Genomic DNA, 13,775 nt, shown 5'->3' with positions numbered 1-13,775 from the left:
CCTGTCGTTCGAAACGCAAGGTGAAACGTGTGTTCGAGAGGTTGCGTGATCGTCGCGACCTACCGGACCTTTCGGTTGCTGGGGGTTCGTCGTTACTCACCGGGACTCGAGTACGGGGAAATTCCCCTAATGCGGCGGCGGCCCCCATCGCGGCGGCGGCGCGGAGGAGGGGGGTTCGCCCCGTTTCGAGGAAAGCCCGGGGGTTCCTAGCGTGAAAGCAATTCGACTGCCGCGGACCGCTATCGGTTCGCTGATTCAAGAGGTGTCCCATGAGCCCCAACGCCATTCTCGAGTTCATTCTGAGCCTGCTGCGCGACCACGAGGCCGCGGTGGGCTATTGCGCCAATCCGGCGCAGGCGCTGGCCGCCGCGGGGCTGACGGCGGTGACGCCGGAGGACATCGCCGCCGTCGCGCCCATGGTGGCGGAGTCGGCGTTGGTCACCGGCGGGTCGCAGCTCGCGGCGATCGTCGCCGCCGGGGCGGGCGCCACCGGCAACGCGGGTGCCGGGGTCGCGACCGCCGCCGAGGCGAGTCTGGGTGCGGGCGCGGCACTCGGCGCGGACGCCGGCGTGACCGTCGGCTCGGGCCTGGACCTCGGCCTGTCCGGCGAGACCGCCGGTCAGATCGGCGCGGATCTCGGCGCGGGCCTCGGCGCGGGCCTGTCTGCGGGCGCGGGCCTCGAGACCGGTATCGCCGCGGGCATCGGCGCGGCGGCGGGTGCGGCCGCCGACCTCGGCGCCGCGCTGACAGGCGGCGCGGCCGCGGGCCTGGACCTCCACGGCGCGGTAGACGCCGTCACCCAGGTCGGCGCGGGCTTGGAAGCAGGCCTCAGCACCGCCCTCGGAGCCGCCACCACCCTCTCCACCGACCTCGGCGCAGCCGTCTCCACCGGCTTGTCCACCGCCGCAACGGGTCTCACCGAGGCCGCCGCCAACCTCGGTGCCACGGTCGGCACGGGCTTGTCGGGCGCGGGCGACCTGGCAGCCGGATTGTCGGGGGCCGCTGGGACATTGATCGGCGGCGGCTTGTCCGGCGCGGCTGATGTGGCGGCCGATCTGGGTGGTGCCGTGGGTGCTGCGGTCGGCGGTGGTTTGTCGGGTGCGGATGATGTGGCGGCCGAGCTGGGCGGTGCCGCGGTCAGCGGTGGGCTGTCCGGCGCAGGCGATTTGGCGGCCGGACTGGGCGGTGCGGCGGGTGCCGCGGTCGGGGCCGGGTTGTCCGGCGCGGGCGAGCTGAGTGGTGCTGCGGGTGCCGGGCTGTCCGGTGTGGGTGATCTGGCGGGCGAGTTGGGCGGTGCCGCCGACGGTTTGGGCGCTTCGGTCGGTGCGGGCTTGTCCGGTGCCGGAGATGTCGTGGCCGGATTGGGCGGTGCCGTGGGCGGTTTGACGGCGGGGTTGGACGCAGGCTTGGCGGGCGCGGGTGATTTGGCGGCCGGGCTCGGTGGTGCCGCCGGTGCCGGGCTGTCCGGCGTCGGCGTGGTCAGTGGTGTCGTGGGTGATGTGGATGCCGCTGTGCAGGGCGGGCTTTCGGGTGCCGGGGCCGGATTGGGCGACGTCGCCACAGGTTTGGAGACCGGGCTCGGTGGTGCCGTGGGCGGGGCTCTGTCGGCGGGCGGTGACCTCGGCACTTCGGTGTCGGACGGTATCAGCGGTGCGTTCGACGGTGCGACGGACCTTTCCGGGGCAGTGAGCGGCGGGTTGCAAACCGGTGCGGACCTGGGTGGGAGCCTGGGTACCGCCGTCGGCGGCACGGTGGGCGCGGGGTTGCAGGGAGCGGGGGATCTGGCGGCGGACATCGACACCTCGCTCGGCGGCCTCGGCACGGTGAGCAGCGGACTGGATACACAGCTGTCCGCGGGCCTGGGTGGCGCGGCAACGGTCGGAGACGAGCTCGTCGGCGGCCTCGGCACCGGTGTGCAGGGCGCTGTCGGCGCTGTCGGTTCGACGACCACCGGCCTCGAAGCCGCTGCGGGACTGGGCAATACGGTCGGCGGCGCACTCGAAACCGGATTGGGGGCCGGGATCGACAGTTCCCTCGCGGCCGGGGCGGGCGTGACCGGTGCCCTCGACGGTGCGCTGGCTGCCGAGACCGGCGTGGCCGGTGGGCTCGACGGTGGAGTGTCGGGTGAGGGTGGGTTGAGCAGTGGGCTCGATGTTGCGCTCGGTGGTGGGAGCGGGGTGGGTGCCGGGATCGGTGGCGCGCTCGATGGGGTGGCTGCGGCCGGTGGTGGGTTCACCGGCGGGCTGGATGGCGCGGTGTCGGGGGCGGGTGATCTGGGCGGCGGGCTGTCCACCGGGCTCGAGAGTTCTCTCGGTGGCGGCGCCGGTTTGGGCGGTGACCTCGCGGGCATCGGTGAGGCCGGAGCCGGGCTGAGCAGCGGGCTCGCGGGGGTCGGTGAGGCGGGGGCCGGGTTGAGCGGTGGGCTCGCGGGCGTCGGTGAGGCGGGGGCCGGGTTGGGCGGTGGCCTTGCGGGGGTCGGGGACGCGGGAAGCGCGTTGTCCGGCGGGCTCGAAGGGGTCGGTAGCGGCGGGACCGGATTCGGTGGGGTGGGGGATGTCGGGTCCGGGATCGATGTCTCGGCAGGTGGTGCGGGGGAGAGTGCGCTGGGGATCGATGGTGGGACCTCGGTGGCGAATACTTGGTCGGCCGTGGATGTTTCGCAGGCGTTCGGTACCGGTGTGGGCGCGGGGTTCGGCGGCGCGAGTGGGGTCGACAGCGGGCAGGGCTGGCTCGGCGGCGATCTCGACGGCGGCGGGCACGGGTCCGCGGGTCTGTTCGGCGCCACGCAGACCACCGCGACCACCGACACCCATCTCGGTGGCGACCTCGGCGGCGAACCGACCCACTGACGTAACGGAGCGACGAAGGAGATGACAACCGTGGTGGCGACCGAGCCCACCTCCGACCTGCCCGGACTCCCGCTGTCCACGGTGCTGGCCGAAACCCTCGCGGCCGCGCGCGCGGCGAATCGCGGCGACCTGGTCGACCGGCTGCGCGTGCTGGCCGACCGGGTCCGCGATCCTCGTCGGCGCATCGTGGTGGCGGGCCTGGGCAATCAGGGCAAGAGCCGATTCGTCAACGCCCTGATGAACGCCGAACTCTGTCCGGTCGGCGACGATGCCACGACCACCGTCCCGATCCTGCTGTCCCACGGCCCGCAGCCGCAGGCCGAGCTGGTCGTGGCGGACCAGAACGGGGACCGTCGGGTGCCCTGGCCGATCGCCGAGATACCTACTGTCACATGGCATTCGCCGCACGGTCCGGTCGCCCGGCTGGAGGTGCAGACGCCGAATCCGCTGCTGGCGGACGGCATCGTGGTCATCGACACCCCGGCGATCGGCGGCCGCGCGGCGGGCGGCGCGGGCGCGCTCGGCCTGGTGTCGACGGCCGACGCCGTGCTGCTGATATCCGACGCGTCGACCGAACTGACCGAACCGGAGGTCGATTTCCTGCGGCAGGCGCAGCGGCTGTGCCCCGCGGTGGCTTTGGTACTGACCAAACTGGATCTGTATCCGCACTGGCGTCAGGTGTTCCACGCCGACCAGGGACACCTGCGCCGGCACGGCTTGGAGCTGCCCGTCCTCCCGGTGTCGTCGCTGCTGCGCGCGCACGCGCTGCGGCTGAATGACGAGCAGCTGGGCCGCGAGTCCGGTTTCGGCCCGCTGTACGACTTCCTGCGCGAGCAGGTGGTGGTGCGGGGCCAGGCCGCCACCGGTCGCGCCGTCGCGCTCGACATCTCCTCGGCCGCAGAACATCTCGCGCTGACGCTGGGCAGCGAGCTGGTGGCGCTGCGCGATCCGGAGCGCGGCGCGGCGGCCGTGCGGGAACTGCGGGCGGCCAAGACGCAGGCCGAGGAACTGCACCGCCGGACCGCCGCCTGGCAGCAGACCCTCGCCGACGGCGTCACCGATCTGGCCGGCGACATCGACCACGACCTGCGCGTGCGGTTGCGCGCCATCGCCCGCGCGGCCGAGGAGTGGATCGACGACAACGACCCGGGCCGGCACTGGGACCGGATGGAGTCCTGGCTCGCCGCGACCGTCGACACCGCGGTCGGCGACAACCTGCTGTGGACGCACCAGTGCGGTGTGCGGCTCGCGGAACGGGTCGCCGAGCACTTCCGCGAGTTCGGCAGCGTCGATCTGCCGCACGTCCGGCCGGACGCGGATTCCGGTTTCGCCGCGGTGGCGCTGTCGGACCTGGAACCGGACCTGGGCCTCGGGCACAAGCTGCTGGTCGGGCTGCGCGGCTCCTACGGCGGCCTGGTCATGGTCGGCCTGGCGGGGACCGTCGCCGGGCTGGCGCTGGTCAACCCGCTGTCGCTGGGTGCGGGAATGTTACTGGGCGGCAAGGCTTTCCGCGACGACAAACGGGATCGCCTGGCCCGCCGGCGCGGGGAGGCCAAGACGGCGGTGCGCCGCTTCCTCGACGACGTCGCATTCGAGGCCGCCAAGCAATCCCGCGACCGCCTGCACCGCATCCACCGGCTGCTGCGCGACCACTTCACCGGCATCGCCGACCGCAGCCTCCGCTCGATCTCCGACTCCCTCCAGGCCGCCCAGGACGCGGTCGGCGTGGAAACGGCCCGCCGCACCGAACGCTGCGGCGAACTGGAACGCCAGCTGCGCGTCGTCGCCACGTTGCGCCGATACGCCGACGCCATGCTGCCGCCCACGGGCCCGTAAGCGGACGGATCGACACTCGAACACTTGTGCCACCGCCGCGTCGATTAGCACCTGCCGCCCACAAGCCGGTAAGCGGGCGGATCGACACTCGAATACCTGTGCCACCGCCGCGTCGATTAGCACCTGCCGCCCACGGGCCGGTAAGCGGGCGGATAGATACTCGAATACCTGCGCCACGGCCGCGTTGAGAGCACCGGCCGCCCACCGGCCAGTAAGCGGACGGATCCACGCCTCAGACAGCGGCGGGCCGAGCGGCGTAGGCGGTTCGAAGATGGCGCGCCGGTGGCAGGTCGGTGGCGTCAGCAGTGACGCTGCCGGAGGGCCGGGTGGGGTGACGACCGTGGCGGGCAGGCGTTGTCGGTGGCGACCACGGCGTTGCAGGTGGAGGGGGTCGGGGCACTCATCGTGGCGACGATCGCCGGTCGGCCGATCCGGACGGATTGCGGGAGTTCGCCGCCGATGTGGTGCGGCGTGTCCGAAGGATCGCGGGAGTTCGTCGCCGATGTGGTGCGGCGTGTCCGAATGGCATCCGTGAAGGCAGTGATGATGCCGCTGGGGGGCGCAGGGGTGTGGGCGGTGGTTCCGATAGCGGCGCGGATGGCAGGCGAATGAGCGGAGCGGGTGGCAGGCGAATGGTTGTCGGCAACGGTGTTGCCGGTGGGCGGAGTTGGTGGTGGTGGTGATGGGGCGGCGGTGGCGGGGCGGTAGCTCCGGTACGGTGGCCGCGTGAGTTCGGAGGTCACCGGCGGGATCGTGCCGGAGGCGAGGCGGTTGATCGGGACGGCCGCGGCGGCGTTCGCCCGGCGGTCGCGGCCGGCCGTGTTGTTGGAGGAGTGTGCGCGGCGGCTGGATCAGCCGTTGCGGGTGGCGTTGGCGGGGCAGCTGAAGGCCGGTAAGTCGACGCTGCTGAACGCGCTGGCGGGCCAGGACATCGCGCCCACCGACGCGACCGAGTGCACCCGCACGGTGACCTGGTACCGGCACGGGCCGACGCCGCGCGTCACCGCGGTGGCCGCGGGCGGCGCCCGCGCCGACGTCGTGGTGCGACGGGTGCCGGGCGTGGCCGGGCTGCCCGGGGCGCATGGGTTGACCTTCGATCTGTCCGCGTTGCGGTGGAACGGCGGCGGTCCGCACGAGGTCGACCATCTCGAGGTGGACTGGCCCTCGGCCGCGCTGGCGGGTACCACGATCATTGATACCCCCGGCACTTCGTCACTGTCGCAGGACATCTCGCGCCGGACGACCCGGCTGCTCACGCCCGACGACCCGGCTGGCGACCCGCTGCCCGCGGCCGACGCCGTCGTCTATCTGCTGCGCCGCCTGGATTCCGCGGACCTCGAGCTGCTGGAACGCCTCGGCCCGAAAGCCACGGGGCGGCCGGGTGATTCGGAGTTCACCGGTCCGTTGGGCGTGATCGGCGTGGTGTCGCGGGCCGACGAGATCGGCGCGGGCCGCATCGACGCGCTGCACTCGGCGCGCGAAGTGGCCGACCGTTTCGCCGGTGAGCTGGAGCGAACGGGCTTGTGCCAGGCCGTGATTCCGGTGGCGGGCCTGCTCGCCTTCGCCGGTGCCACGCTGCGGCAGCGGGAGTACGACGCGTTCGAGGCGCTGGCCGCGGTGCCGGTCGACGAACTGAGCGCCGCGCTGCTGTCGGCGGACCGCTTCGCCCGCCCCGACCTGCCGCTGCCCGTGCCGCCGGAACTGCGGGCGCATCTCGCGGCCCGGTTCGGGCTGTTCGGGGTCCGCACCGCGGTGACGCTGATCCGGCTCGGTGTGCGCGATGCGGGGACGCTCGCCGCGGAGCTGACCCGGCACAGCGGGTTGGACGAACTGCGCGAGGTGCTGTCGGTCCAGTTCGCCGAGCGCGCCGACCAATTGAAGGCGCACTCCGCCTTGACCGCGCTGGCCCGCGTCCTCACCGGCTACCCGGGAACGGCCGCCGACGCACTGCTGCCGCGCGTCCGGACCCTGCTCGCCGACGTCCACGGTTTCGCCGAACTACGCCTCCTCGGCCGGCTCCGCACCGACGAATTCCTGCTGTCCGCCACGGATCTCGCGGAACTGCGCCGCTTGGTCGGCGGCTCCGGCATCGCCGCGCACACCCGCCTCGGCCTTCCCGCCTCGGCCGCCACCGCCGAACTTCGTGCGGAAGCCCTTGCCTCCGTACGCAAGTGGCGCACCCGCGCCGCCCACCCCCTCGCCGACCGCGACACCGCCAACGCCTGCGAAACCGGAGCCCGCAGCGCGGAAGGCCTACTCGAACTGCTGGGCGCTCCCGAGACCACCCCGATCCCGCGAATCCGCCCGCCCCGCAACGCCGGTCGCTGAGCGGGTACGCCGCCGATCGGCTGCACGACGCGGGGCTCAGGGGACGGTGGCGGGGGAGGCGGGGTCGATGAGGATCTTGGCGTGTTGTTCGGGGTTGGCGAGTGCGGTGAAGGCGTTGTCCACGCCGTCGAGGCCGACGGTGCCGGTGATCAGGGGAGACGGGTCCACCTTGCCTTCGGCGAGCATGTGGAGGGTGTCGCGGAATTCGCCGGGGTCGTAGCCGAAGGCGAAGCGCAGGTCGATCTCCTTGTTGATGGCCATGGCGGGGCGGAAGCTGTCGGTCTCCATGCAGACGCCGACCACGACGACGCGCGCCATCGGCGGTGCGGCGGTGAGGATCTGGTCGATGATGCCCGGCACGCCGACGCATTCGAAGACGACCGGACCGGCCGGGCCCGCGTTCAGCGTGTGCGCCAGGCGGAAGACGTACCACCACGGCAGGTTCGGGACCCGGCGCAACCGCTCCATCGCGTCGAAGCCGAGGTTCAGCACATCGGTGACGCCCTTGACCCGGCCCTTCCGCGGTGCCGCGGTCCACGGCGACTCGGTGCCGGGATCGACCACCACGTCCGCGCCGCAGCGAGTGGCCAATTCCCGGCGGCGGGGTGAGAAGTCGCTGGCGACAACGGTTTTCACCCCGGCGGCCTTCAACATGCTGATCACGGCGAGCCCGATCGGTCCGCAGCCGATCACGAAGGCGGTCTGCCCCTTGCCGACTCGGCCCTTGCGCACCGCGTGCCAGGCCACCGCCATGGGCTCGGTGAGAGCGGCGTGGTCCACCGCCAGCCCGTTGGGCACCGCGAAGGTCATCGCCTCCTGCACCACGACCTGTTCGGCGTACCCGCCGGGCGCGTTCGCCGACAGGCCGGTGAGCTGCGGCTCACGCCCGTCGCGCAGGATCGGCAACGCCACCACACGGGTGCCGGGTCGCCACCGTTTGCGGCAGCCGGGCCCATATTCGACCACCTCGCCGCAGAACTCGTGCCCGAGCACCACCCGCTGATCGGACCGCATGAAGTGGTCGTAGCCGGTGGCGGCGGCCAGATCGGCGAGCGTGTCGCAGTGCACCCGCGCGTGCAGATCGGACCCGCAGATCCCGCACCGCAACACATTGACCAGCACCTGCCCCCGCCCCGGCCGCGGCGCCGGAATATCGGCGACCTCCAACTTGCCTTCGGAACACACGACCGCCTTCATAACCGCACGGTACCTCCGCCACCCCGCACGTGTGCGGCACTTCGACAAGCCCTGTGCGAGGGTGCGGGACCGCGGTGGGTGAATTCATACGCCGCGATGTCTTCCGTGCGCGCTGCCTGAGGCTGGGGGCAGGGTTGAGCCGGGGCGGGAGTGCCCGCCCCGGCTGTTCCTACTGCCGCGCCCGGAGTTGCGGGATCACGTCGTCGACGAGGTAGTCGGCGACGTCTCGGCCGCGCCTGGTCGACTCGAGGACGGTGACGTTGTGTTCGGCGGCTACTCGCTTCAGCGTGGCGCGTGCGTCCGCCTCGACTCCGCCGCCGATCAGGAGATCGGTGATGGTTCCCGAGGTGAGGGCGCTGATCGCGGTGGCGTCGTCGGAGACGCCCGTTGCCGGGATACCTTGCGAGAGAATGGTTTCCACTCCTCTGCGGACAACGTGGGGCTCGCGGCCGAGTATCAGTAGGTGCATCGGGATCACACTCCGATCAATTCGTCGTCGGTCTCGGGGTCCGCCTCGTGCTGTTCGAGGCGGGCATTGCCCGGCAGGGCCAGGAATCCCAGGCTCACCAGCACCAGCAGCCCCGCGCCGATGCCGAGCGTGTAGTAGAAGGTGTGTGCGAAGTTCACGGCGTTGGCCTGCGCGCCGGAGCGGGAAAGGGTCTGTGCGACAGCGGGAGTCGCGACGGGGCTCGGCCGGCAGCTCGGCGGGATCGCGGTGGGGTCGGCCTGCGCCGACCGATCCCGCACGCAGGCAGCGAAATTCGTGAGAATCTCGTCCGTGGCGGGAGCGGGCATGCCCTGCGCGCTGAGTTCCGCGCGAGTCTCCGGCGTCACCGCGGTCACGCCCCGCGCCGAATCCTGGTCGAGCTGGCCGAAGAAGACGACGCCGACCAGCGCGACGCCGAGCGCGGTGCCCAATTGCTGTCCCGTGGTGAGCAATCCGGCCGCCGCACCCGCCTCGCGCGCGGGCACCTGGCCGAGCAGCATGTCGATGGTCGGCGCCACCACCATGCCGAAACCGGCGCCCGTCACCACCAGCGGCGCGATCATCTGCCAGGAAGCGAACTCGCCCTCGTAGCGCGCCGCCGACCACCCGTAGAAGACGAATCCCGCCGCGGTGATCAGCCCGCCCGCGATCAACACCGCACGCCCCCAGCGCGGCGCCAGCACGTTGACCGACGTCCCCGCCCCGATGCCCGCGCCGACGGCGAAACAGACCGCGGTCAGCCCGGCGCGCAGCGGCGTCCAGCCCAGCCCGGCCTGCATGAACAGCGTCCACACCAGGAAGAACCCGCCGAGCCCGATCCAGAACAGCAGCCACGCCGCCAGGCCCACGGTGAACGGCCGCGACCGGAACAGGTCGAGATCGATCAGCGGCGACCCGACCGTCCGCGCGCGTCGGCGCTCGTACGCGACGAAGGTCGCGAACACCGACGCGGCTGCGGCCATCATCGCGAAAGTCCAAGTGGGCCAACCCAGTCGGCGACCCTCGGTGAGCGGGTAGACCAGCAGCAGCACCGCGGCCACCGCCAGCACCATGCCCGGGATGTCCAATCGCGGCGCGGCTGTCGAGCGCGAGTCCCGCATCACCGCGAACGCCGCGACCAGCGCGACCACGCCGACCGGCACGTTCACCAGGAAGATCGGCCGCCAGCCCAGGTCGAACAGATTCGCCTGCACCAGCACGCCGCCCAGCGACAGGCCGACCGCCGACGCGGAGCCGCCGACCCCGCTGTAGAGCGCGATCGCCTTGGCCCGTTCGTGTTTCGGGAAGGTGACCCGGATGGTGGCGAGGATCTGCGGCACCATCAGCCCGGCGAACGCGCCCTGCACGAAGCGCGAGCCGATCAGCACGGCCGGGGTGTCGCTGAGGCCGCAGGCCAGCGAGGCGAGCGTGAAACCGGCCATGCCGACGAGGAACACCCGCTTGCGGCCGTAGATGTCGCCGAGGCGGCCGCCGGTGATGAGCACCGCCGCGAACGACAGCACGTAGGCCGCGACGATCCATTCCAGTTGGGAGTACTCGGCTTTCAGGTCGTTCTGAATGCTCGGCACCGCCACGTTGACGATCGTGACGTCGAGCAGATCCATGAATCCGGCGGCGAGGACGACGGCGAAGGCGATCCAGCGGCGCGGGTCGAGCGGGGGTGCGTCGGAGTCCGATGGGGAGACGGTCATGACGATCTCGATTCGGTCGGGAGAGCGGAACCCCTCAAACTATGCACCGAAGGTGATTATCAATCAACGGTGCAATCACAAAAGGTGCATTGATCGGCGGTATCCTACGGAGATGACCGAGCTCGATTCGCCGTTCGTGCCGCTGTCCGAGCGCACCGCCTTCCTGATCGCGCAGCTGGGTTTCAGCACCGCCTACCGCTTCACCGACGCGCTGGCGCCGCTGGGGATCGGCCCGCGGCACTTCGGCACCCTGCGGCTGCTGGAGGCGAACGACGGGCAAACGCAGCAGCAGCTCTGCGACACCCTGCGCATCCACCGCAATGTGATGGTCGGACTGGTCGACGACCTGGAGAAGCGCGGGCTGGTGGAACGGCGGCGGCATCCGTCCGACCGCCGGGCCTACGCGGTGCACCTGCTGCCCGCGGCGCGGGAGCTATTGGCCCGCGCCGAGCCGATCGTGCGTGAACTGGACACCGCGGTGCTGGCGCCGCTGGACGCCGCCGAACAGGCGACGCTGCGCAAACTGCTGGAGAAGTTGTCCGCCGCGGCGGGCCTGACGCCCGGCGTGCATCCGGGGCTCACGCGCGGGCTGGGGCCGAGTTGCTAGTGAGGTAGGTCACTCGATCGCGCTGTCACAGTGCGGCCGAGGCGGTGTCCAACCGGATGTAAGCAACCGCACGGAAGGACACCGGCCATGGCCACTATCGAAGTTCTGGACTCGTTCATCGACTACCGCGACACCGGCACCGGCGACGTGCCGGTGGTGTTCCTGCACGGCAACCCGACCTCCTCGCATATCTGGCGCTCGGTGATCCCGCACGTCAGCGACCGCACCCGGGCGCTGGCCCCGGATCTCATCGGCATGGGAGATTCCGGAAAGCCCGACATCGCTTACCGTTTCGTCGACCACGCCCGCTACCTGGATGCCTGGTTCGACGCCCTCGGCCTGGACCGCGTGGTGATCGTCGGCCACGACTGGGGCGGCGCGCTCGGAATGCACTGGGCGGCAAGGCATCCGGATCGGGTGCGGGGAGTCGCGGTGGTGGAGACCTTCTTGCGGCCCATGCGGTGGGCCGAGATGCCGCCTCTCGGCGCCGAGCTGTTCCGCCGGTTCCGGTCGCCGGAGGGTGAGCGAATGGTGTTGGAGGACAATATGTTCATCGAGTTCAACCTGCCGCGCTCCACCATGAACCTCGATCCCGCCGCGCACGAGGTCTACCGCGGCTACTACCCGACACCGCAGTCGCGACTGCCGATGCTGGTGTGGCCGCGCGAACTTCCGCTCGACGGCGAGCCCGCGGATGTGGTCGCGATCATCGAGAACTACGGCCGCTGGATGGCGGATTCGCCGTCGATCCCCAAGCTGTTGATGGGTGTGGACAACGGCGTCGGTCTCGGATCTGCGGAGTCGATCGCTTGGGCCGCATCGACTTTCGCTGCCGCGGAAGCCGTTTCCATCGGCCCCGCCGGCCACCACGCCCCGGAAGACCAACCGCACGCCATCGGCAAGGCGGTCGCCCACTGGCTGGACCGGCACGCCCTCCTCCCCGCCTGAACACACCACCGAACCGGCCGGGCCTCCACCGGCCGGACCGGGGTGTTCGGCGAGTCCCGCGGTCGGTGGCGGCGACGTCCGGACACGTAACGCGCGAACGGCGCATGGCGGGCGATCGGGCACCGTCGGAGTCGGATGGCGGGAAGGTCCGAGCAGGCGGTTGCGCGGGCACCGCCGGCGGCGAACGATGTGGTGGTGGGAGCGGAATCGGAGCAGCCCGGCGATATCGGCGCGGACGTCGAGTTGGTGCGGCGGGCCGGGGCGGGGGATCGGGACGCGGTAACGGAAGTGGTTCGGGTGCTGCGGGATCCGCTGTATCGGCTGGCGCTGCGGATGGTCGGGCGGCCGGCGGATGCCGAGGACGCGGTGCAGGAGATGCTGTTGCGGGTGCTCGGCGCGCTCGGGAGCTTTCGTGGCGAGGCGCGACTGACCACCTGGGCCTACCGCATCGGCGTCAACTATCTGCTGAATCTGCGCCGCCGCAGTCCGCAGGAGGCGGCGCAGCTGTCGCTGGACGATTTCGGGGCGGGGTTGCGCGACGGGCTGGCCGAAGCGGACCATCGCGGTCCGGAGGCCACCCTGCTCACCCGCGAGGTCCGGCTCAGTTGCAGCCAGGGCATGCTGCAATGCCTGTCTCGGGAGGAGCGGGTCGCGTTCGTGCTCGGCGACGTGTTCGAACTTCCGTCCGCCGAGGCGGCCTGGATCCTCGACACCACCCCGGCCGCCTATCGAAAGCGCTTGGAGCGCGCCAAGAAACGCCTCGGCAACTTCCTGAACTCGTCGTGCGGCCTGGCGAACCCGCAGGCCTTCTGCCGCTGCGCCCGTCGCGTCGACCGCGCCGTGGCCCTCGGCCGCATCAACCCGTCCCGCCCGGCGTTCGCCACCCACCCCGTCACGCCGGGCGGCCGCACCGCCGCCGACGCCGAGGCCCAGATGGTCCGCCTCCACGACGCGGCCGCCGTCCTGCGCGCCCACCCCGACTACGCGCTGCCCCACGCCCGCGCCGAGGCCATCGCCGACCTCCTGCACTCCGGCCGCTTCCCACTCCTCGACGAAGCCCACTACCCGCCGAACCAGTGCTGATCGGGCGCACGCCCGGACCGTGACCGTGTATTCCCCAGCACCCTGGGTAGGCCGACGGGAGAAGGAGGTGTGGAGATGAGCCGAAACGACGAGACCGTGGTGCGGGCGTTGCTGGAGCGCGCGGGGACCAGTTATGCCGCGGAAGCGGGAATCAAGGTGGCGGACAAGCCCGCGCCGCTCTTCGAGCTGCTGGTGCTGGCGAAGCTGCTGAGTGCCCGGATTTCCGCGGAGATAGCGATCGGCGCGGCCCGCGAACTGAACGACTCCGGCTACCACACTCCGCAGCGAGTGGCCGACGCCGAATGGCAGGACCTCGTCGACGCGCTGGGCCGCGGGCACTACAAGCGCTACGACGAATCCACCGCGACCCGGCTGGGTGAGAACGCCCGGCTGCTGCTCGACAAGTATCAAGGTGACCTGCGCCGCCTCGCAGACGAGGCCGACCACGACCCCGGCCGCACGGCCGACCTGTTGCAACAGTTCAAGGGCATCGGCCCGGTCGGCGCGGACATCTTCCTGCGCGAGGTCCAGGACGTCTGGACCTGGGTGCGCCCCCACTTCGACGAACGCGCCCGCAAGGGAGCCCAGCACCTGCACCTGCCCACCGACCCGAGCCAACTCGAGCGCTTGGCCGAGCGCGGCCACGACGCCGAGCTTGCGGCGGCCCTCGTCCGCGTCAGCCTCGACGACAAGCTCGCCGACGAGGTGCTGGCCGCCGTCCACTGAGTCGGCCGCACACCGCACTTCGT

At 71.5% G+C, this 13,775-nt stretch carries 10 protein-coding genes; 7 read left to right on the top strand and 3 right to left on the bottom strand.

The genetic code is table 11. The annotated features are described in order from the left end of the window. Positions 1 to 269 precede the first annotated feature (269 nt). The 3 genes from IU476_RS28920 (at position 270) to IU476_RS28910 (ending at position 7,013) form a co-directional block, all read left to right on the top strand. Complete coding sequence (locus tag IU476_RS28920) at positions 270 to 2,849, top strand: IniB N-terminal domain-containing protein (protein ID WP_195105444.1); 2,580 nt, start codon at positions 270 to 272, stop codon at positions 2,847 to 2,849. A gap of 21 nt (positions 2,850 to 2,870) precedes the next feature. Next, entirely contained in the window at positions 2,871 to 4,685 is a 1,815-nt protein-coding gene (locus tag IU476_RS28915; RefSeq protein WP_195105443.1) for a dynamin family protein, read from the top strand. 726 nt (positions 4,686 to 5,411) lie between these two features. Further along, positions 5,412 to 7,013, top strand: a complete 1,602-nt coding sequence (locus tag IU476_RS28910; protein WP_195105442.1) for a dynamin family protein — start codon at positions 5,412 to 5,414, stop codon at positions 7,011 to 7,013. 36 nt (positions 7,014 to 7,049) lie between these two features. On the opposite strand, the gene IU476_RS28905 is transcribed toward IU476_RS28910, so the two are convergent. The 3 genes from IU476_RS28905 to IU476_RS28895 form a co-directional block, all read right to left on the bottom strand. Then, positions 7,050 to 8,210 carry a zinc-binding dehydrogenase gene (locus tag IU476_RS28905; RefSeq protein WP_195105441.1) on the bottom strand — a complete coding sequence of 387 codons (1,161 nt, stop codon included), beginning with the start codon at positions 8,208 to 8,210 and terminating at the stop codon, positions 7,050 to 7,052. A gap of 169 nt (positions 8,211 to 8,379) precedes the next feature. Beyond that, positions 8,380 to 8,679: a hypothetical protein gene (locus IU476_RS28900; protein ID WP_195105440.1), complete on the bottom strand. Its 300-nt coding sequence runs from the start codon at positions 8,677 to 8,679 to the stop codon at positions 8,380 to 8,382. A gap of 5 nt (positions 8,680 to 8,684) precedes the next feature. Continuing rightward, on the bottom strand, positions 8,685 to 10,388 hold the full coding sequence (locus IU476_RS28895) for an MFS transporter (RefSeq protein ID WP_195105439.1): 1,704 nt from the start codon (positions 10,386 to 10,388) through the stop codon (positions 8,685 to 8,687). 112 nt (positions 10,389 to 10,500) lie between these two features. On the opposite strand from IU476_RS28895, the gene IU476_RS28890 reads away from it, so the two are divergent. The 4 genes from IU476_RS28890 (at position 10,501) to IU476_RS28875 (ending at position 13,752) form a co-directional block, all read left to right on the top strand. After that, entirely contained in the window at positions 10,501 to 10,995 is a 495-nt protein-coding gene (locus tag IU476_RS28890) for a MarR family winged helix-turn-helix transcriptional regulator (RefSeq protein WP_195105438.1), read from the top strand. 87 nt (positions 10,996 to 11,082) lie between these two features. Further along, complete coding sequence (locus tag IU476_RS28885) at positions 11,083 to 11,943, top strand: haloalkane dehalogenase (RefSeq protein WP_195105437.1); 861 nt, start codon at positions 11,083 to 11,085, stop codon at positions 11,941 to 11,943. A gap of 195 nt (positions 11,944 to 12,138) precedes the next feature. Then, complete coding sequence (locus IU476_RS28880; RefSeq protein WP_324194390.1) at positions 12,139 to 13,026, top strand: RNA polymerase sigma factor; 888 nt, start codon at positions 12,139 to 12,141, stop codon at positions 13,024 to 13,026. A gap of 75 nt (positions 13,027 to 13,101) precedes the next feature. Further along, complete coding sequence (locus IU476_RS28875; protein ID WP_195105435.1) at positions 13,102 to 13,752, top strand: HhH-GDP family DNA glycosylase; 651 nt, start codon at positions 13,102 to 13,104, stop codon at positions 13,750 to 13,752. The last annotated feature ends 23 nt before the right edge of the window (positions 13,753 to 13,775 follow it).

Origin of the sequence: Nocardia blacklockiae (assembly GCF_015477355.1) — a bacterium.
GTDB classification, from domain to species: Bacteria; Actinomycetota; Actinomycetes; order Mycobacteriales; family Mycobacteriaceae; genus Nocardia; species Nocardia blacklockiae.
The sequence above is the reverse complement of the archived record's forward strand: the minus strand, read 5'-3'. Positions and strand labels throughout refer to the sequence as shown.

Excerpts from the sequence above, each read along its gene's own strand:
- IU476_RS28920 (WP_195105444.1), top strand. The coding sequence starts at position 270 with ATGAGCCCCAACGCCATTCTCGAGTTCATTCTGAGCCTGCTGCGCGAC.
- IU476_RS28915 (WP_195105443.1), top strand. The coding sequence starts at position 2,871 with ATGACAACCGTGGTGGCGACCGAGCCCACCTCCGACCTGCCCGGACTC.
- IU476_RS28905 (WP_195105441.1), bottom strand. The coding sequence starts at position 8,210 with ATGAAGGCGGTCGTGTGTTCCGAAGGCAAGTTGGAGGTCGCCGATATT.
- IU476_RS28900 (WP_195105440.1), bottom strand. The coding sequence starts at position 8,679 with ATGCACCTACTGATACTCGGCCGCGAGCCCCACGTTGTCCGCAGAGGA.
- IU476_RS28895 (WP_195105439.1), bottom strand. The coding sequence starts at position 10,388 with ATGACCGTCTCCCCATCGGACTCCGACGCACCCCCGCTCGACCCGCGC.
- IU476_RS28890 (WP_195105438.1), top strand. The coding sequence starts at position 10,501 with ATGACCGAGCTCGATTCGCCGTTCGTGCCGCTGTCCGAGCGCACCGCC.
- IU476_RS28885 (WP_195105437.1), top strand. The coding sequence starts at position 11,083 with ATGGCCACTATCGAAGTTCTGGACTCGTTCATCGACTACCGCGACACC.
- IU476_RS28875 (WP_195105435.1), top strand. The coding sequence starts at position 13,102 with ATGAGCCGAAACGACGAGACCGTGGTGCGGGCGTTGCTGGAGCGCGCG.